This window comes from Pseudomonas sp. Leaf58, assembly GCF_003627215.1.
Taxonomy (GTDB): domain Bacteria; phylum Pseudomonadota; class Gammaproteobacteria; order Pseudomonadales; family Pseudomonadaceae; genus Aquipseudomonas.
Map to the genome: position 1 here is coordinate 78,010 of NZ_CP032677.1, position 19,396 is coordinate 97,405.

Annotated in this window: 19 protein-coding genes; 14 read left to right on the top strand and 5 right to left on the bottom strand. The window is 61.2% G+C overall.

Going from position 1 to position 19,396, the window contains the following annotated elements; all coding sequences use genetic code 11:
* Positions 1–398: 398 nt before the first annotated feature.
* Entirely contained in the window at positions 399–1,031 is a 633-nt protein-coding gene (gene yihA, locus DV532_RS00390) for a ribosome biogenesis GTP-binding protein YihA/YsxC (RefSeq protein WP_056793705.1), read from the bottom strand.
* A 201-nt stretch (positions 1,032–1,232) separates the two neighbouring features.
* Between yihA and DV532_RS00395 the strand changes: the two genes are divergently transcribed.
* The 8 genes from DV532_RS00395 to DV532_RS00430 all read left to right on the top strand — a co-directional run bounded on the left by DV532_RS00395 (position 1,233) and on the right by DV532_RS00430 (position 8,945).
* Positions 1,233–1,535, top strand: a complete 303-nt coding sequence (locus DV532_RS00395) for a cytochrome c5 family protein (RefSeq protein WP_056793704.1) — start codon at positions 1,233–1,235, stop codon at positions 1,533–1,535.
* 31 nt (positions 1,536–1,566) lie between these two features.
* Positions 1,567–2,184, top strand: coding sequence for a cytochrome c (locus tag DV532_RS00400; RefSeq protein WP_056793702.1), 618 nt, complete (start codon positions 1,567–1,569; stop codon positions 2,182–2,184).
* A gap of 151 nt (positions 2,185–2,335) precedes the next feature.
* The gene (gene dsbA / locus DV532_RS00405; protein WP_056793700.1) at positions 2,336–2,968 is read left to right on the top strand and encodes a thiol:disulfide interchange protein DsbA; all 633 of its coding nucleotides are present in this window, start codon (positions 2,336–2,338) and stop codon (positions 2,966–2,968) included.
* Between the two features lie 13 nt (positions 2,969–2,981).
* Positions 2,982–3,836, top strand: a complete 855-nt coding sequence (locus tag DV532_RS00410; protein ID WP_056793697.1) for an endonuclease/exonuclease/phosphatase family protein — start codon at positions 2,982–2,984, stop codon at positions 3,834–3,836.
* A 96-nt stretch (positions 3,837–3,932) separates the two neighbouring features.
* Positions 3,933–5,897 (top strand): GGDEF domain-containing protein, encoded by a 1,965-nt coding sequence (locus DV532_RS00415; protein ID WP_056793695.1) that lies wholly within the window; start codon positions 3,933–3,935, stop codon positions 5,895–5,897.
* Between the two features lie 94 nt (positions 5,898–5,991).
* Positions 5,992–6,387 (top strand): hypothetical protein, encoded by a 396-nt coding sequence (locus DV532_RS00420; RefSeq protein WP_056793693.1) that lies wholly within the window; start codon positions 5,992–5,994, stop codon positions 6,385–6,387.
* 66 nt (positions 6,388–6,453) lie between these two features.
* On the top strand, positions 6,454–7,242 hold the full coding sequence (locus DV532_RS00425; RefSeq protein ID WP_056793691.1) for an N-acetylmuramoyl-L-alanine amidase: 789 nt from the start codon (positions 6,454–6,456) through the stop codon (positions 7,240–7,242).
* 98 nt (positions 7,243–7,340) lie between these two features.
* Entirely contained in the window at positions 7,341–8,945 is a 1,605-nt protein-coding gene (locus DV532_RS00430) for an EAL domain-containing protein (RefSeq protein ID WP_056793689.1), read from the top strand.
* A 42-nt stretch (positions 8,946–8,987) separates the two neighbouring features.
* On the opposite strand, the gene DV532_RS00435 is transcribed toward DV532_RS00430, so the two are convergent.
* Positions 8,988–10,769 carry a KinB sensor domain-containing domain gene (locus DV532_RS00435; protein ID WP_056793687.1) on the bottom strand — a complete coding sequence of 594 codons (1,782 nt, stop codon included), beginning with the start codon at positions 10,767–10,769 and terminating at the stop codon, positions 8,988–8,990.
* Positions 10,766–12,112 (bottom strand): sigma-54-dependent response regulator transcription factor AlgB, encoded by a 1,347-nt coding sequence (algB, locus tag DV532_RS00440; protein WP_056793685.1) that lies wholly within the window; start codon positions 12,110–12,112, stop codon positions 10,766–10,768. The genes DV532_RS00435 and algB overlap by 4 nt, the downstream gene beginning before the upstream one ends.
* 212 nt (positions 12,113–12,324) lie before the next feature.
* Here algB and DV532_RS00445 point away from each other — a divergent pair, with 212 nt between their 5' ends.
* The 6 genes from DV532_RS00445 (at position 12,325) to DV532_RS00470 (ending at position 17,813) form a co-directional block, all read left to right on the top strand.
* On the top strand, positions 12,325–13,146 hold the full coding sequence (locus tag DV532_RS00445) for a BON domain-containing protein (protein WP_056793683.1): 822 nt from the start codon (positions 12,325–12,327) through the stop codon (positions 13,144–13,146).
* 174 nt (positions 13,147–13,320) lie between these two features.
* Positions 13,321–13,611 carry a hypothetical protein gene (locus DV532_RS00450; RefSeq protein WP_056793681.1) on the top strand — a complete coding sequence of 97 codons (291 nt, stop codon included), beginning with the start codon at positions 13,321–13,323 and terminating at the stop codon, positions 13,609–13,611.
* A gap of 42 nt (positions 13,612–13,653) precedes the next feature.
* On the top strand, positions 13,654–13,815 hold the full coding sequence (locus tag DV532_RS00455; protein WP_003252966.1) for a DUF1328 domain-containing protein: 162 nt from the start codon (positions 13,654–13,656) through the stop codon (positions 13,813–13,815).
* Between the two features lie 2 nt (positions 13,816–13,817).
* A complete protein-coding gene (locus tag DV532_RS00460; protein ID WP_056793679.1) occupies positions 13,818–14,288 on the top strand; it encodes an inhibitor of vertebrate lysozyme family protein in 471 nt (156 codons plus the stop codon).
* Between the two features lie 746 nt (positions 14,289–15,034).
* Complete coding sequence (gene gltP, locus DV532_RS00465) at positions 15,035–16,363, top strand: glutamate/aspartate:proton symporter GltP (RefSeq protein WP_056793677.1); 1,329 nt, start codon at positions 15,035–15,037, stop codon at positions 16,361–16,363.
* A 220-nt stretch (positions 16,364–16,583) separates the two neighbouring features.
* Complete coding sequence (locus DV532_RS00470; RefSeq protein ID WP_056793675.1) at positions 16,584–17,813, top strand: nucleoside recognition domain-containing protein; 1,230 nt, start codon at positions 16,584–16,586, stop codon at positions 17,811–17,813.
* A 29-nt stretch (positions 17,814–17,842) separates the two neighbouring features.
* On the opposite strand, the gene DV532_RS00475 is transcribed toward DV532_RS00470, so the two are convergent.
* Both DV532_RS00475 and DV532_RS00480 read right to left on the bottom strand, forming a co-directional pair.
* Entirely contained in the window at positions 17,843–18,460 is a 618-nt protein-coding gene (locus DV532_RS00475; protein ID WP_056793673.1) for an ABC-type transport auxiliary lipoprotein family protein, read from the bottom strand.
* Positions 18,457–19,395 (bottom strand): MlaD family protein, encoded by a 939-nt coding sequence (locus tag DV532_RS00480; RefSeq protein ID WP_056793671.1) that lies wholly within the window; start codon positions 19,393–19,395, stop codon positions 18,457–18,459. The genes DV532_RS00475 and DV532_RS00480 overlap by 4 nt, the downstream gene beginning before the upstream one ends.
* Position 19,396: the final 1 nt, after the last annotated feature.

The following is a 19,396-nucleotide window of genomic DNA, read 5'->3' on the forward strand; positions in this document are numbered from 1 at the left end:
GCGGGGAAAGCTGTGTAGGATCTGCGATCTAGGGGCGCGGATCCTGGCAGCGCTCAGTGCCGTTGGTACTGAAACTTCGTGAAACTAGCGCAAATAGTTTTCAGCGTTTTGGAACTAAACCGGTGAACCGGAACTCAGAGTAACTGAATGGCTGGTGAAGCCCTTCGATGCTCCTATGTTGTGTTAAGTGTTGGCAGATATCTGGACCCCGCCCTAGCGGTCCGGACTTGGACCCCGAACTTCCCCCTCCCCATACGAAGTCCGGGGTTTTTTTTGCCTGGAATTTACCTAAAGGCTTGCAGTAAACCCTGTGGGGACGGGTTTTACCCGCGAATGCGAGGTCGGATGCCCCGCCGCATTCGCGGGTAAAACCGCTCCTACAAAGTAACGGCCAACTTTCAGGCGACGGGCTTGTCCTCCAGCTCCATCCAGTCCGCCAGCACGCGGTAAGCCTCTTCGAGGCCTTGGCGCTTGGGCGCCGAGAACAACTGAATACTCGCCGCGTCACCCCAGCCCTTACGGATTTCCGACTGCACTTTGAGCAGGGTGTTCTTGCCTGCGCCGTGGGTCAGCTTGTCGGCCTTGGTCAGCAGGATGTGCATGGGCATGCCGCTAGCCTTGGCCCAGTCGAGCATCATCTTGTCGAAGTCGGTCATCGGGTGGCGCACGTCCATCATCAGGATGATGCCGCGCAGGCATTCACGGCTGCCCAGGTAGGCTTCCAGGTGTTTCTGCCAGTGCTGCTTCAGCGGAATCGGCACTTTTGCATAACCGTAGCCCGGCAGGTCGACCAAACGCCGTTCATCGTCCAGACTGAAGAAATTCAACAGCTGGGTGCGCCCGGGAGTTTTCGAGGTGCGCGCCAGGCTGGCATGAGTCAGGGTGTTGAGGGCGCTGGATTTGCCGGCGTTGGAGCGGCCGGCGAAAGCCACCTCGTAACCCTGGTCGTCCGGGCATTGTTCGACCTTGGCAGCGCTGAGGGCGAATTTGGCTTTCTGGCAGAGGCCGAGGATGGGGTTCTTGACTTGCATGGGATATCCGATGTGGGTGTTGCCTGACTCTGTAGGCCCGAGCCTGGCAAGCGGTGTCGTTTCCGTTTGGATGGCGGAAGTATATAATGCCCCAGTTTTTGTGTGCTCATTCTCCAAGCGAAGGGGAATGGGCATGGGGTGTCGAACAATAGCTCGCGCAACAGAACGCAGCGCGGCCCCCAACCCTGAAGGTCGTTCCGCATGGCGAAATGGCTGCTTGCTGTCGGTATATTCCTGCCGGTTTTCAGCGCACAGGCTACACAGGATCCCGAGGTGTTGTACAACCGCACGTGTGCGGCCTGTCACACCGGGCAGTTGCCACAGGCACCCAGGCAGGGTGACCGGGCAGCTTGGGAGCCAAGGCTGGCGCAAGGCATGGATGTACTGGTTAAGCACGTCACCCAGGGTTTCAAGGCTATGCCGCCGCGTGGATTGTGCATGGACTGCAGTGCCGAGGACTACCGTTTGGTCATCCTTTGGATGAGTGGCAGTCCCGATACATAACATTTCACCCTTAGCCGTGTTGGATTAGCTGATGAACAAACTAGTCGTGAGTCTGCTGTTGACCTTGGGTGTCGCAGGTGCGGCCACTGCTGCGCAACCCGTCAAAGGCGATGCCGCCGCCGGCCAAGCCAAGACGGCCGTCTGTGGCGCCTGCCACAACCCCGACGGTAATAGCCTGGCACCGAACTTCCCGAAACTGGCTGGCCAAGGCCAGCGCTACCTCGAAAAACAACTGCACGATATCAAGTCGGGCAAGCGCACTGTGCTGGAGATGACTGGCATGCTGGCCGCGTTCAGCGATCAGGACCTGGCCGATATCGCCGCCTACTTCGCCAGCCAGAAAGGCAGCGTGGGCGCGGCCGATCCCAAGTTGGTCGAGCGTGGCCGTGCGCTGTTCAACGGTGGTGACCTGGAAAAAGGCATGCCTGCCTGCACCGGTTGCCACTCGCCGAACGGCGCGGGCATCGCCCTGGCCGGCTTCCCGCACTTGGGCGGGCAGCACTCGCAGTACGTGACCAAGCAACTGACCGACTTCCGTGAAGGCAACCGCACCAACGACGGCGATGCCATGACCATGCGCACCATCGCCGGCAAGCTGAGCAACCACGACATCGAGGCGTTGGCCAGCTACATCCAGGGCCTGCATTAACTTTCAGTTAATGTTGTAGGCCAATGATGAAAGGGCGGCTGCACCGCCCTTTTTTCCGTCCGCTGCCGTTACACTACAGAACTCGCGCCCTTCCCGGCCTGTCTCATTACAGGTTGCGTCGAGGCGACCCATGACTGCTCAGGAGTAAAGCATGCGTAAACTGATTCTCAGCGCCGCGCTGGTCGCCGCCAGCGTATTCGGTATGACTGCCGTTCAGGCCGCCGAGCCTGTTGCTGGCAAGGAATATATCGAGCTGAGCAACCCTGTTCCGGTTTCCGTGCCTGGCAAAATCGAAGTGGTCGAGCTGTTCTGGTACGGCTGCCCTCACTGCTACCACTTTGAGCCTGTCATCAACCCATGGGTCGACAAGCTGCCCAAGGACGTCAACTTCAAGCGCGTACCGGCCATGTTCGGTGGCCCATGGGACGCTCACGGCCAGATGTTCCTGACCCTCGAAGCCATGGGTGTCGAGCAGAAGGTGCACGCGGCGGTGTTCGATGCCATCCAGAACCAGCACAAACGCCTGACCGACCCGCAGGACATGGCTGACTTCCTCGCCACCCAAGGCGTGGACAAGGACAAGTTCCTCGCCACCTTCAACTCGTTCGCCATCAAGGGCCAGGTCAAACAGGCCAAGGAACTGGCGAAGAAGTACGAAATTACCGGCGTACCAAGCATGGTGGTCAACGGCAAATACCGTTTCGACCTGGGTACCGCTGGCGGGCCGGAAGGCGTGCTGAACGTCGCCGACCAGCTGATCGGCAAGGAGCGCGCCGCTAAGTAAGCGGCGCAAAACAATGCCCCGCTTCAGGTCTACGCGTGGCATTGGCCTGCACCAGCCGCAGGTCAACGCGCATCACCTGCAGGCCCCCGGCCTGCCCGAGGATGGTCGCCTGCGGCTGCTCAGTTTCAATATTCAGGTCGGTATCAGCACCGAGCGCTACCGGCATTACCTGACCCGTAGTTGGCAGCACTTGCTGCCACACAACGGGCGTGCCGGCAACTTGCAGAAGATTGGCAAGCTGCTGGGCGACTTCGACCTGGTGGCCTTGCAAGAGGCCGATGGCGGTAGTCTGCGCTCAGGCTACGTCAACCAGGTGGAGCACTTGGCCCATCTGGGTGCCTTTCCCTACTGGTACCAGCAGCTCAACCGCAACCTTGGGCGTTTCGCCCAACACAGCAATGGCGTGCTCAGCCGCCTGAAACCGCATCTGCTCGAGGATCACCCGTTGCCCGGCCCCGCTGGGCGTGGTGCGATTCTGGTGCGTTTTGGCGAGGGCGAAGATGCGTTGATCGTGGTGATGATGCACCTGGCGCTGGGTGCCAAGACCCGCGCCCTTCAACTGGGTTACATCCGCGAACTGATTGGTGGCTACCGCCATCAGGTGCTGATGGGTGACATGAACACTCATGCCACCGACCTGCTGGAGCATTCGCCGCTACGTGACCTGGGCCTGGTTGCCCCGCAAGTCGAGGCCACCTTCCCCAGCTGGCGACCGCAGCGTTGCCTGGACCACATCCTGCTCAGCCCAAGCCTCACGCTGGAGCGTGTCGAGGTGTTGGCACAACCCATTTCCGACCACCTTCCGGTCGCCGTAGAGATCCGATTGCCTGATGCATTGACTGTGGATACGCTGCCGGTCTTGAGCTGAATCAGCTAAAGCCTCGCACGCCCTCAAGTGTTCGCGGTGCACGCCGACAGCGTGTAATCAGACAGCCCAGATGTATCACCCGTCGCGGATCCAGGCATGACCGAAGAAGCAGAGCGCTGGAAAGAAAAATACCTGAAAAGCATCGAGCAACAGGAAAAGCTCGAACGCCGTTGGGACGCCCGATTCGACCTGCTGCGCCGCGGCCTGGTGCGCAGCACCCTGGCTGCTGAAGGCAGTGACAAGGTGGTAGACCAGTGCATGAAGGAAATGCGCGAGGTCATTCGCAGCGATAACGTGGACGCCGGCCTTGCCGGGCTGATTCCGCGGCTTGAAAAAGCGGTACTGGACTCCGAACAACGCCGTGAAACGCGCATGAACCAGGTCAGCGATGCGCTGACCGCGCTGGTTGACCAACTGCAAGGCCTGCCGCTGCCCAGCGATATCTCAAGGCCGCTAAAAAAGCTGGCGAAAAAACTTGACGGTGGCGTTGCCCAGTCACGCGACTTGCCGCCGCTGTTGGGTGAGTTGAGCGGCCTGCAGGGCCGGGCACTGTCGGCCCTGGGCAAGCCGGGTGAAGAAACCCGGCCAGGCTTTTTGCAACGCTTGTTCGGCAGCCGCGAGGATGACGCGCAAGACGAACCAGCGCTTGTGCCGGTGCTGGTGCCTGCGGCCGAAACGCCGCCCCACGCAGCAGCGGGCAGTGTCGATGTCGCGCAGCCCGACGAGGTGGATGCGCTGCTACCGCTGCCCGGCCCCGCCACCGAGCCGGTAGTAGCGCCCGAGTTCGAGGCATTTGGCCCCGCGCTGATCGATACGCCCGACACGTCGCCCGCCCCGCGGTCGCAGCCACTGCAGGACGAAGTGCCTGGCGAAATACTGGGCCCAGGAGTGGGCGAAATGCTCAGGCCTGAAGCTGCCGGCAGCGAACTGTTGGCTAAAACAGAGCCGCTACAAACCCTCGAAGAAACCTTCGGCGAGGACGGCCCCTATGCCTTGCCCTATGCGGTGGAGCCACCCTATAGCCAGGTTGCTGCGCATATCGAGCAGACCCTGATCGGCCTGCTCGATGACCTTAGCCTGCCCGAGCGGCATAAGGCCCAAGCGCTGGAGATGCGTGAGCGAGTCGCACGCGGCTTGAACTGGTATGAGCTGATCCCGGTGCTGGATGACCTGGCCGTGCTCATGTTGGCGATCACCGACAGTGGTCAGCACGAATTCGAAACCTACCTGCAGCAGCTCAACGAACGCCTGGAAGGCTTCCAGAGCCACCTGCACGAAGCCAGCGCCGGCCACGCCGACAACAGTTCTGCCGCCCGAGAACTGGATACCCAACTGCGTGAACACGTCGATGGGCTGCAGAGCAGTGTGCAAGGTGCCGCCGATGTGGACAGCCTCAAGCACATCTTGGAAAACCGCCTGGAAGGCCTGCTAGTGACCATGGACGCACACAAGCATGAGCGCGATCGCCGTGAGCATGAGCTGGCCGGGCGCCTGCAAGGGCTGGCGGAGCGGGTGGCGAATATGGAGCATGAGGCACTTGGCTATCGCGAACACCTGGAGGAGCAGCGGCAAAAAGCCCTGCTCGATCCCCTTACCGGCCTACCCAACCGTGCGGCGTGGAGCGAGCGGGTTGAGCGCGAAATCATCGAATGGCAGGAAAACGGCGGCCACTTGGCGATGGCCATCCTCGACCTGGACCATTTCAAGCGTATCAACGACAGTTATGGGCACTTGGCCGGGGACAAGGTACTGAAGATTGTCGCCGACCAGTTGCGCAAGCGCCTGCGCGGCCGCGACTTTATTGCCCGTTTTGGCGGCGAGGAGTTTGTCCTGCTCCTGCCGCAGACCACCCCGGCCGCAGCCGCCCAGGTGGCCGAGGTGCTGCGTGCCACAATCGAAGCCTGCCCGTTCCACTTCAAGGGCGAACGGGTGGTGATCACCACGTCCATTGGCCTGGGCGCATTCCGTTCAGGCGAGCGCGGCGACCAAGTGCTCAAGCGCGCCGATGCGGCGCTGTACCGGGCCAAGGAGCTGGGGCGCAATCGCGTCGAACAGGGGTAGATAGTTACCACGTTCGCGGTGGTGTGTGGGTTGACACTGGCAGGCCTGGCCAGCAGGTGGCTGGCCTTCGTCGATCCACACAAGGAACCTGAACATGAAAATACGAGCATGGTACCTGCCGCTGATGGTCGGGCTGGCGTTCCAGGCCGGCGTCCACGCCGAGCCAACCCTCCTGACTGCGCATGTCGCTGCGGATGGCACGCTGCTGCAGCAGTCCCCTGAATGGGTCAGCAGTGTCGAACTGCAGGCGCAACCCAACTATTTCAATCAGTACAAGATTTTGCTCAAGCCTTCGGCCGTGTCAGGCAACCCTCGTTTCTGTGTAGCTTCGCCAATCGACGCCAGTACCTATGAGCGGCAACTGCATGGCCAGGCCAAAGTCATTGGTGCTCCGCTAACCAGCCATGTGACCGTCATGACCCAATTGGTGGATGTGGAAAGCGCAAGCGGCGACAACGCGCTGGAGTTCATGCTGATGTGCAGCAGCTGACTCGCGGCAAGCACGGCGGTGGGGGAGCACGTTATACTGTAGCGCTAATACGCTGAGGCCACTGATGTGCTTTCCACGCTTAAAAAAAACCTGATTTCCCTTTTGCTACTGTCTGTTGCCGGGTGTTCGACGGGCCTTCGCATTGACCGTAGCCACCCTTCGGTCAACCAGGACAACCGTATCCAGTTTGTGGTCCTCCATTACACCAATGCTTCGCTGGAGCGGTCCCTGGCGCTGCTGACCCATGGCGAAGTCAGTAGCCATTACCTGATTGGCGATGGCCCGGCCACGGTCTACCAGTTGGTGGATGAAAACCGCCGTGCCTGGCATGCCGGTGACAGCCAGTGGCAAGGACGGACCTGGCTGAATTCTTCTTCCATCGGTATCGAAATCGTCAACCCGGGCTTTACCGACACCCCGAATGGCCGCGTCTGGCACCCCTATAGCGAAGCGCAGGTGCAGTCGCTGATCGCCCTGCTCAAGGACATCGTCAAGCGCAACAACATTGAGCCACGGCACATCATCGGCCACAGCGATATCGCACCGTTGCGTAAACTGGACCCGGGGCCGTTGTTCCCCTGGAAGCGCCTGGCCGATGCCGGGCTGGGCGTCTGGCCGGATGCCAATGCGGTTGCGCGGCAACAGGCCTATTTCAGCGTCAACCCACCGAGCGTTGGCTGGTATCAGCAAGAGCTGGCGCGATTTGGCTATGCGCTCGAGCAGACCGGGGTGCTGGATGTTGCCACCCGCCATGTGATCGCCGCATTCCAGATGCGCTTCCGCCCACAGCGTTTCGATGGCACACCGGATGCCCAGACGGCAGCAATGTTGCAGGTACTCAATCGGATGCGTTGAGCCCGTAGGTGGCTTGTAGAAGTTCCAGCGAAGCGCCAAACGGCGAGGATGATTCTTGATTCAGTTGCTATACCTTGGTAATCAACTGGATGCCTTCGATGTCAGCTCTCATCGTCTTGCTGCGCCAAATTTTTTACCGTCCCTGGATGCTGGCCACCTTGGCAGCATTGACCAGCGCCGCGGTTTTGCTTACTGCCAGCATCGGCATTGCCTTGCAACAGATGAAGCAAAGCGAGAGCGAACAGATGAATGCCCAGGGCGAACGCTTTCTCGAGCGCCTCGAGCAGGTATTCGGCCAGTTGCGTGAAGGGGTCGACCTGCTGCAGGCGCAGCCCTTGCGCGGCTGCAGCCCGGCGATGTTGGCGGCATTGCAGCAGGTAGGGCTGAGTTCGCGGTTCATCTATGAAGCGGCGTATGTGGATGGCAACGTTGCCTGCTCCAACCGCGGTGACGAGCGGGCGTTCGAACCCTTGCGCGCGCCTGACATTCAGGGGCCGACCTACAGCTACTGGCTGAACACCACGACCGAGCCGAACGAGAATTTGGCCGCGCTGATGCTGGGGCGGGGCAAGTTCGTTGTCTCGACTTCCCGTGGGCACCTGACCGATGTGGTCGACCTGCCGCCGGGCGGTAGCCTGGTGGTGGTACTGGACAACGGCGCCCGGGCCATCCCGGTATTGGGCCCGCCGCAGGTATGGCCGCCGCCCTCGGCCTGGTCGACCAGCCACAAGTCGCTGCTCGAACTCAGTGACCGCCTGATCTACCGTATGCCGACCAAGTCACCGGACTATCAACTGGTGCTGATTGCCCCGCGTGCCAGCCTGCCGCTGAGGATGAATGGCATGCTCTGGCTGCTGTTCCCCGGTAGTGTGCTGGCGGCTTGTTGCATTGGCTGGCTGGTGCTGCAGTTAATCCTGCAACGGCGCTCGATGAGCTCGGAATTGCAAAATGCCTTGCGCCGTGGCGAGCTGCAGGTGCTATACCAGCCGATCTTTGAACTCGACAGCCGGCGTTGCGTGGGGGCCGAGGCTCTGGTGCGCTGGCGCCGCCCGGATGGCACCCTGACCAGCCCGGACCTGTTCATCCCGTTGGCGGAAAATACCGGCCAGATTCGCCAGATCACCGACTTTGTCCTGCAGCGCGTGCTGGAACAGCTAGGGCAACTGCTGCGCTCGCATCCCAACTTGTACATTTCGGTCAACCTGGCGGCCTGCGATGTGATGGTGCCGCGTATCGGCCGGGTGGCTGCACGTCTGTTGGCCTTGCACAGGGTGTCGGCTAGCCAGATTGCTTTTGAGGTGACCGAGCGCGGCCTGATCGATGTTGTGGTGGCCCGTGACAACCTGCAGGCGTTGCGTGCGGTGGGCCACCAAGTGCTGATCGATGACTTTGGTACCGGCTATTGCAGCCTGGCTTACTTGCAAACCCTGCCGGTAGACTGCCTGAAGATCGACAAGGCGTTCATCGATGCCTTAGGGCACGACGCCGCCAGCAGCGGTGTGGCGCCGCATATCATCCGCATGGCCCATGACCTGCATTTGCGGGTGATTGCCGAGGGCATCGAATGTGAGGACCAGGCCGTGCTGCTGAACAGCGAAGGGGTCAATTATGGCCAGGGCTGGCTGTTTGCCCGGCCGCTGAACGCCCGGCAGTTTGCCGAACTGGTAACCCGCGGGCGGCTGCCGAAACGGGTTGAGCATTGAGTGTTATCTGGCTGCCTGCGCGCCCTCTGTGTTCTGGCTGAGTCAGACCGGCAGCGCCATGTAGAACTGGGTGCCCTGCCCCGGCCGCGAAAACACGCCCATGCGCCCGCCATGCAGCTGTACGATCTCCTTGCACAGCGCTAGCCCCAGCCCCGCACCACCTTTTTTGCGCCCTACCTGCACGAAGGGCTCGAAGATACGTCCCTGCTGCCCGTAGGCAATGCCTTCACCATTGTCCTCGACGCTGACGATCACCCGCTCCGCATGCCGTCGCGCATGCAAGCGGATACGCCCACCGCTGGCGGTATGGCGGATAGCGTTGTGCAGCAGGTTGTCCAACACCCGGTCAAGCTGGGCGACGTCGGCCTGGATACGCGGCAGCGGCGGCTCCAGTTCCTGGATCAATTCGATTTGCTTGTGTGCAGCCTGCTCGGCAAAGCGCAGCTGTGCGCGCGCCAGCAATTGATCGATAGCGCAGGGGGCCAGGTCAAGCTTCTGCAGCCCGCTTTGGTAGCGGGAGAAGTTGAGCAGGTCGTTGATCAACTGGGTCAGCCGCTGCATTTCCTCGCTGATGGTTTCCAGCAGGTCGTGCTCGCGCGCCTCGGGCGGGAATTTGAGCCGTTCACGCAGCAAGCCAAAGGCCATGTGCATGCCGGTCACCGGCGTGCGCAACTCGTGTGAGGCACGCAGCACGAACTCACTGCGCACGCGCTCGAAGGCCCGCTGTTCGGTGACATCGTGCAGCACCATCACCGCGCCAAGGATCGGCCCTTGCGGGTGGCTGACCGGGGTCAGGCTGTAGGTGAGCAGGCGCGTTTCTTCATCAACCTCCATGTTCAGGTCGTCCGGTGGGCGGTCGAGGCTGCCACCGCGCAGTACCTGGCGTAGCTGCTGCTCCAGCTCCGGGCGCTGCAGGGCCTCGGCCAGGCTGCTGCCCACACGGCTGTCGGTCCAGCCCAGCTGGCGCTGCGCGACCGGGTTAAGGTGCTCCAGACGGCCTTGGCGATCAATGATCAGCAGGCCATCGTCAATGCTGTCCAGTACGGCCTGCAAGCGCTGCTGGCCGGCCAGCAGCTCATCGACGTTAGTGGCCTGGTGCTTGCGCATGGCTTCGGCCATCAGGCCGAAGCGGCGGGTTAGCTGGCTCAGCTCAGTGGCTTGGGTAACCGGTAGGGTGACGTCGAAATTGCCCTCGCCGAGCTGGTCGGCTGCTTTGGCCAAGGCTTCGATCGGCTGGCCGAAGCGCCGGGCGATGTTGTGCGCGGTGACGAAGCCCAGTACGAGTACCAGCAGGCCCATGAGGCCAAGCACGCCGCTAACCAGCAGTGCGCGGTCACGCGTGTATTCCTCGCTGCGGGTGATGTGCTCCAGCGCTTGCTTGTTGGAGTCGATCAGGTCGGTACGGACCTGATTGAACGCAGCGCCTAGGGGTTGCTCCACGCCCATGCTGTGGGCGGGTGCATTGCTGTTGCGGTAAGCCTGGAGGAAGGCCTGGTAGTTGCTGCGGGCTTTGCTGAACCCGGTACGCTCGCCGCCCTGTTCCAGCCCTTGGTTAAGCAGGGCCAGGAAGTTGTCCTGCAGCAGCCGGAGGTTCTCCGGGGCGGTGTCTTCATCAAGCAGCAGGGTCAATTGCTCGCCAAGGTTTTGCCGCAACTTCAGCCCAACTTCTAGGGTGTGGGTAGTGTCGCGGACCAATTGCTGCTGCACGGTAGCCATCTGCAGCACGCTGACCAGGCCCAGCAGCAGCCCGAGCAGGGCCACGGTGACCAGCGCCGAGATGCTGAGGAAAAGCCGCGTGCGCAGCTTCATGGGCGGCCACTTCATAGGTTGTACTGCTTGCGCTTGCGGTACAGCGTGGAGGCATCGATGCCCAGGGTCTTGGCGGCCTGGTCCAGGGTGTCGCTAGCGGCCAGCACCGCGCCAATGTGGGCGCGTTCCAGTTCATCCAGGCTCAGCGCTGCGCCGACGCGCGGGGCATTGCCGGCGGGCTGCTCGCCCATGCCCAGATGGCTGACTTCCACGCGTTCTTGTGGGCAGATGATACTCGCCCGCTCGACCACGTTGCGCAGTTCGCGAATGTTGCCGGGCCAGCGGTAGTTGAGCAGGGCCGTTCGCGCTTCCTCACTGAAACCACGGGCGGGCCGGGAGTATTCCTTGACGAAGCGGGCGAGGAAACGGTCGGCCAGGGTAAGGATGTCTTCACTGCGCTCGCGCAGGGGCGGCAGGTGCAGGGTAATGACGTTCAGGCGGTACAGCAGGTCTTCGCGGAAGCGGCTTTCGCGCACCATCTCTTCGAGGTTGAGGTTGGTGGCGGCGAGGATGCGTACATCGGCACGGCGGGTGACCGGGTCGCCGACGCGCTCGTATTCCTTGTCCTGGATGAAGCGCAACAGCTTTGGTTGCAAGGTCAGTGGGAAATCGCCGATCTCGTCGAGGAACAATGTGCCCCCATCCGCCTGGTTGACCCGCCCCAGGGTACTTTCGCTGGCGCCGGTAAAGGCGCCGCGGGTGTGGCCGAACAGCTCGCTTTCCATCAGTTCGGCATTCAGCGACGGGCAGTTGATGGTCACGCAGGCTTTGCGCGCCCGTTTGCTCCAGCCATGGATGGCACGGGCCAGCTCGCCTTTACCGGTACCGGACTCGCCAAGAATAAGAATATTGGCGTCGGTGGTGGCGACCTGACGGGCGGTTTCCAGCACCGCCATCATGGCCGGGCTATGCGAGTCGAGGCCGTCCTTGGGTTTGCGTACTTCGCCTTCCAGGGCTTCCAGGCGCGCGGAAAGCTGGCGCACTTCCAGTTGCTTGGCAGTGGCCAGGCGCAATTGGTCGGGGCTGCACGGCTTGACCAAGTAATCGGCGGCACCGGCTTGGATCGCATCCACCGCGGTGTCGATCGCCGAGTGCGCAGTGACAATCACCACTCGCATCCAAGGAGCCTGGATACGCATCTGCGCCAGCACATCGAGGCCGTTGTCTTCACCCAGACGCAAATCCAGGAAGCACAGGTCGAATACCTGACGCTGCAGCAGGGTTTCGGCCTGTGCGGCGCTGTTGGCCGTGGCCACACTGTAGCCCTCGTCCTCGAGGCAGTAGCGGAACGTGCGGAGGATCGCGGACTCGTCATCCACCAGCAGAATGCGGCCTTGGTTGTCCTGGGCTGATTCCATGTCCTGCGCTCCTTAGGGATAGATCTTCAATTAGTGTGGGAAAAATCGGGCAAGTTGCATGGTCAATTCTGAAGGATTCTGTCCTTTGCATGCTAGCCAATGGCCAAGCGCCCCCGGTAAACCGCGCTATCCCGATGATTTGCTTAGAGGCACGCGCTGGCACATTGGTTGCGACGATTTTCAGTTAATGCCTACAAAAAGGAGGCGCGACCATGCCTTTATCTATCCGTACCGCCGTTTTGGCGGCCGCTTTGCTGCCGGTGTTCACCCCGGCATTTGCCGACCCGGTACAGGACGCGCGCCTGGAAGGTGCCCTGCAAACTGCCCTGTCATTGAACCGCATGCTCGACCCTTTCAGGATTGAGGTGCAGGTGGATGGCAAGCAAGCGCGGCTTTCCGGTGAGGTTGAGAACGACGTCGAGCGGCAGTTGGCCGAGCATGTTGCGTTGGCCACCCGCGGCATTGAAAAGGTCGACAACCAGCTGCGGGTCAACGCCCAACTGGTGGAGCGCCCGCTAGCGTTGCGTGCCTACGCCCAGCGCCTGGAAGACGCCACCCTGGCGGCAGTGATCCGTGCGCGGCTGCTGTGGAGCCGCACCACGGAGAAGGCACCTATAGAAGTACAAAGCAGCGATGGTGTGGTGACCCTGCGGGGCAAGGTCGACAGTGCCGAGGCCAAGGAGTTGGCTGGTGTGGTGGCGCGTACTACGGATGGCGTTCACTTGGTCAACAATCTGGTCAGCCTTGATACCACCGCGATGGCAAAGGCGCGAGAAACCCCGGTTGGGGCGCCCACTGGGCCGCAACCGAGCGATAGCTGGATAATCGACAAGATTCAAAATAGCTACCGCTTCAGCCGCAATCTCGATGGCCTCAACCTGAAAGTGGCCAGTGAAGAGGGCTTGGTGCGGCTGTCGGGCGAAGTGGTCAGCAACGAGCAGAAAACCATCGCCGTGGAGATCGCCCGGCAGATAGTGGGTGTGCGCGGGGTGGATGCCGACCTGCTCAAGGTGGCGACCAAGGTTGAGGGCTAATCGTGCAATTCGCACGACGCTGGCGGGCCTATCGTGCAGGATACGTCCTCGTCGACCTGGCATATCTTTCATAACTTGTTGATTTAAAAGATTTTTATTAGATAGGGAAGGCTGGCATGCAGGCTGCAATTACCTGTTCAGGTTTGAACAAGAATTACAGCAGGAGGAGCCGGCATGAACCGCCAATCCGTCAACCGCTCGCAGACCGCTGCACTGCCCCTGCGCCAGATGCTGTCACTTGGCATGGCGCTGCTGCTGACCTTGGCCGCTGGCCTCTTCTATTACAGCTGGCAGACCGCGCGGCTGGCCGAGCAAGTGGCGGCGCAGACAGCCCTGTTGACGCAGATTCAGGCATCCCGTGCCAACACCCTAGTCAAGGCCGCTGACCCGCTGCAAACGGGCCAGGCCTCTGCCTCACCGGCCACCCTGGAAAATGTCGTACCCCAGGACCGCTGGGTCTTTTGACCTGCCGGCCGGACTCATCCCGATAAAGAAAGGAGAACCACCATGCTGAGCTGGGCTATCACTTTCCTCATCATCGCCATTGTTGCCGCTGTGTTGGGCTTCGGTGGTATCGCGGGCGCTGCCACGGGTATCGCGAAGATTCTGTTCATTGTCTTCCTGGTACTGTTCGTAGCCTCCTTCTTCTTTGGACGTGGACGAGGTTGAAGATGGGCAGGATGCACTGTTCAGCCCTGGCTGCTGCGCTGTTGCTGGGTAGCAGCGCTGCGGCGATGGCGGCCAATGACGGCCAAGTCCGGGCCGACCAATTGCTTGGTTCAGACCCGGAGTACCGGCAAGCCTGGCAGGACACCATTAAAGGCGAGGAACGCTTACCCGATTGGGTGGTCAATTTGACCGGCAGTGCCCAGCAGCAGATGTCTGCCGTCACCGAAGATGGCGAGCAGTACTTGGTGGGCCCGTTGTGCGAGGCCCACACTAACTGCACTTACAAGCGCCTGATCGTGGCGTTCAGCTGGGACAAGGACGATGCCTACGGGATGCTCGTGGAAGTACCCGAAGGGTTGCCGAACGACAAGTCGCCCACCCGCCACGCGCAGTACCGCTGGTTGGGTAAGCCGGACGACGGCATGAAAGCAATGCTGCAGGAGCAGCTTAAGCGTGACCCGAACTGGTACTGAGCGTTGGCAGCCGGTACGAATGAAAGTCATGCACTGTCACGTAATAGAAGCTGAACCTTTCTATATTTCAGCCTTCTATGATGCGCCGCCCCGAGGAGGGGCAGCACATGACCAAGGGGCCGGGCTGTTCTGATTGTTGCAGGATCGGAGTGGCCTAGGGGTACAGGGAGTGCCTCCAGCATTGGGCCGGGTCAGGAAAGGCGAAATCGGAAGCATCAGGTCGACGGTGTCATTGGGGCATCTTGTCAGACCTGACTTCCGAGGAGCCATGTAGGAAACTTCGCTTCCCCTGCGCGATTTGTTCTTCAAGACACATTTTGTCTTAACCGTATATCAGTTTTTTTTCCCCTTCCCCCTCCCGCGTTCAAGTGCCTTTTCTGCCATTCGGATTGTCGAACAGGCCATTTTTCATGCACGTTCGCTACGGCTAAATCTGCCGAAATATGGCGGCTTGGTCTTGTTCGGGTTTCCGAACGTTATAAATCAATCACTTACAAAGCCCTCGTAATGGCCAGAAACATTATGCGTAAATGGTATGGGCTATGCGTTTCAGGCATTAGATTTCCCCCTTTGCCATCGCAATAGTTGCCGCCTTTTTCGCCGGCCCGAGCACCCCGTTGCTCGCCTGCGGTGTCCTTACATGAAGTTGCCGGACGGAACAATATGTTGCCCCTTGACCTAGCCGATGGCTCTGTTACGGGCGTTTCCGTTAGGTGCCCATGACCACTACAACAAAGGGTAAAGACATGAAGAAGGCAAAACTGAGCCTCGCCTGGCAGATCGTCATAGGTCTGGTCCTGGGTGTTGCAATCGGCGCGCTACTGAATCATTTCAGTGCAGAAAAGGCATGGTGGATCAGCAACGTCCTCCAGCCCGCTGGTGACATCTTCATTCGCCTGATCAAGATGATCGTCGTCCCGATCGTGATTTCCTCGCTGATCGTGGGTATCGCCGGGGTTGGCGATGCGAAGAAACTGGGCAGTATCGGCCTGAAGACCATCATCTACTTCGAGGTGGTGACCACCATCGCCATCGTCGTCGGCCTGGTGCTGGCCAACCTGTTCCACCCGGGCGCCGGCATCGACATGAGCACCCTGGGTACCGTAGACATTTCCAAGTACCAGGCCACTGCTGCCGAAGTGCAGCATGAGCACGCGTTCATCGAAACCCTGCTCAACCTGATCCCGTCGAACATCTTCGCAGCGCTGATGCGTGGCGAAATGCTGCCGATCATCTTCTTCTCGGTCTTGTTCGGCCTGGGCTTGTCGAGCTTGCAGGCAGACCTGCGTGACCCGCTGGTACGCACCTTCCAGGGCGTCTCGGAAACCATGTTCAAGGTCACCCACATGATCATGAACTACGCCCCAATCGGCGTGTTTGCCCTGATCGCTGTGACCGTTGCCAACTTCGGCTTCAGCTCGCTGCTGCCACTGGCCAAGCTGGTAGTGCTGGTGTACTTCGCCATCGCCTTCTTTGCCTTCATGGTGTTGGGCCTGGTGGCGCGCCTGTTCGGCTTCTCGGTGATCAAGATCATGCGCATCATGAAAGATGAGCTGATTCTGGCCTACTCCACCTCCAGCTCGGAAACCGTGCTGCCGCGCGTGATCGAGAAGATGGAAAAGTACGGTGCGCCGAAGTCGATCTGCTCCTTCGTGGTACCGACCGGCTACTCCTTCAACCTCGACGGTTCGACCCTGTACCAGAGCATCGCGGCCATCTTCATTGCTCAGCTGTACGGTATCGACCTGTCGTGGAGCCAACAGCTGCTGCTGGTACTGACCCTGATGGTCACCTCCAAAGGTATCGCTGGCGTACCGGGCGTTTCCTTCGTGGTGCTGCTGGCCACCCTGGGCAGCGTGGGCATCCCGCTGGAAGGCCTGGCCTTCATCGCCGGTGTCGACCGCATCATGGACATGGCCCGTACCGCCTTGAACGTGGTGGGCAACGCCCTGGCAGCCCTGGTCATTGCCCGTTGGGAAGGCATGTACGACGCAGCCAAAGGCGAGAAGTACTACGCCTCGCTGATGGCCGGCAAGCAGCAAACGGCTGTGGTTGGCGAGACCGCCAAGCGCTGAGCCTTATGTGCTGAACAAGAAGCCCCGACCTGTCGGGGCTTTTTGTTGTCTGTGAGAATCTCAGGCGCCTGTACCGGCCCTTCGGCGGCAAGGCAGCTCCCACAGATACCGCGCTGGCTTCGGGCCTTGTGACATCCCTGTGGGAGCTGGCTTGCCGGCGATGAAGCCGGTACAGACAACTTCCGCTATTATTCGGGCATTTTTCAGGGGGTACACACGGATGCTCAACGGCCTTTGGCTTGGCTTTTTCCTGGTGGCGGCAGTGTCCGCCCTGGCCCAATGGCTGGTAGGCGGCAACGCCGGCATCTTTGCGGCGATGGTCGAGAGCATCTTCGCCATGGCCAAGCTGTCGGTCGAAGTGATGGTGCTGCTGTTCGGCACGCTGACCCTGTGGCTGGGCTTTCTCAAGATCGCCGAGCAGGCCGGCATCGTCGAGTGGCTGGCCAAGGTGCTTGGCCCGCTGTTTGCCCGCCTGATGCCGGAAGTGCCACCCGGACACCCGGCCTTGGGCCTGATCACCATGAACTTCGCCGCCAACGGTCTCGGTTTGGACAACGCCGCCACGCCAATTGGCCTGAAGGCCATGCGCGCGCTGCAGGAGCTTAACCCCAGCAGCACCACGGCGAGCAATGCGCAGATCCTGTTCCTGGTGCTCAATGCTTCGTCGCTGACCCTGCTGCCGGTAACCATCTTCATGTACCGGGCGCAACAAGGTGCGCCAGACCCGACCATGGTGTTCTTGCCCATCCTGCTGGCTACCAGTGTCTCGACCCTGGTCGGCCTGCTGTCTGTGGCAGTGATGCAGCGCCTGCGCTTGTGGGACCCGGTGGTGCTTGCCTACCTGATCCCCGGTGCCTTGCTGCTGGGTGGCTTCATGGCCTTCCTTGGCACCTTGTCGGCGGCCGCGCTGGCCGGCCTGTCGTCGATCTTGGGCAACCTCACGCTGTTTGGCGTGATCACCTTGTTCCTGGTGATTGGCGCCTTGAAGCGGGTGAAGGTGTATGAAACCTTTGTCGAAGGTGCCAAGGAAGGCTTCGACGTGGCCAAGAACCTGTTGCCCTACCTGGTGGCGATGTTGGTGGCGGTCGGTGTGCTGCGTGCGTCCGGCGCCCTGGAGCTGGCCCTGGACGGTATCCGCCATGCGGTGACCTGGCTGGGCCTGGATACCCGCTTCGTCGAGGGCCTGCCCACGGCGCTGGTCAAGCCGTTCTCTGGTAGTGCCGCGCGGGCGATGCTGATCGAGACCATGCAGGCCCACGGTGTAGACAGCTTCCCGGCACTGGTGGCGGCAACCATCCAGGGAAGTACCGAAACCACCTTCTATGTGCTAGCGGTGTACTTTGGTGCCGTGGGTATCCAGCGGGTGCGTCATGCGGTGGGTTGCGCGCTGCTGGCCGAATTCTCAGGTGTGGTCGCAGCAATCTTCGTCTGCTACTGGTTCTTCGCCTGACGCGCGCCCACCCAAAAGCGTGCAGGCCTTTAGTGAGCGTAACTGCTGCCAGCTTGGGCAATGGTCCAGCTCACCACCTGCCCGGTCAGTTGGTCGCAGGCCTGGCCAAACCCGGCAACCACCGCTGATACCTGCTTGTCAGCCAGCGGCTGGCGGATCTCGAAGCGTTTGCTAGCCAAGATGCGCTGGCTGCGGCCCTGGACCAGGCGTGCGTCATAGCGGATCACCACCTCCACAGCACCGTCTGCACGGTATTCACTCTGGAACGCTTGCAGTTCGCCGGCCAGCTCGTAGTCGGCTTGCAGGTTACTGTCGTCGGCGCTCAGGCGCTGTACCTGGCCGTCACGCTGGAAGCCGTCGAGCAGGCGGTTACGCAGCAGCACCGGCACTGCATCGCCCCAGCGCGCGCCTTTGTAGCTGCTAACCACATCGCCCTGGGGAATAACGGCAATCCGTGGCCCGGCCAGCACTTCGCTGGCCAGCGGCTTGTTCAGGCGCAATGACCAGCCCAGTACCGGCGGCGTGCGGCTAGGCTGGTTCACCGGCAGGCGGTAGAGGTCGACGGGTTCGCTTTGCGGCAGGATCGAGCAGGCACTGGCCAGGCTCAGCGCGGCCGCCAGGGCCAGCAGGCGCAGCGACGGTTTCATGGCTGGAACTCCTTGTTGTTGTCGCGGCCGAGCAGGTAGCCGCTGGGGTCGGCTTCCAGTTGCCGGGAAATGCCTTTGAGTGCGTTGAGGGTTTCGCGTAGCTCGCGAATCGCCGGGGTCAGCTGGTTCAGACCCTGGGCCCCGTCGCCGATGGCTTCGCTGTTGTCTTTCAGCAAGCTGTTGATGGTGGCGGTGCTCTCGGCCAGCGCCTGCATGGCCTGCTCGGCGCTGCCGATGGCTTGTTTGCCTTCGCTACCCAGCAGGCCGTTGGCATTGCGCATCAGCGCCTGGGTTTCGGCCAGGGTGGCACTGGCCTGCTTGCCCACCAGCACCAGTTGCTCGATGGCCTGGGCGATGCTGCCGTGCTGGCCGGCAAAAGCGCCGGTGGTCTTGTCGAGGTTGGCCAGGGTGTTGCTGAGGTGGCCGATGTTGTCGTCGGAGAACATCTGGTTGGCGTTGTGCAGCAGCAGGTTGATGTTGGTCACCAGGTCGCTGCTGTCATTGAGCAGGCGCGAGATCGGCGAGGGCGAAGCAATGATCACCGGCAGCTTGCCATCCTTGCCCTTAAGCTCAGGGCTTTTCGGGGTGCCGCCGCTGAGCTGGATAAATGAGTTACCGGTCACGCCGGCCAGGGTGAGCTTGGCCTGGGTATCTTCCTTGACCGGGGTGTCGGCGCTCAGGCGCACCCGTGCCAGTACCCGGCGTGGGTCTTTTGGGTCTAGGCGTAGGGTCGACACGTCGCCAACCTTGATGCCGTTGTACTGCACCGGGCTGCCGCGGGATAGGCCCGAGACGGCCTCGTTGAATACCACCTCATAGTCCTTGAAGGCGTCGTCGACACTGGATTTGGTCAGCCACAGGCCAAACAGCATGGCGCCGGCCACCACCAGGACAGTGACCAGGCCGATGAGGACGTGATGGGCTCGGGTTTCCATT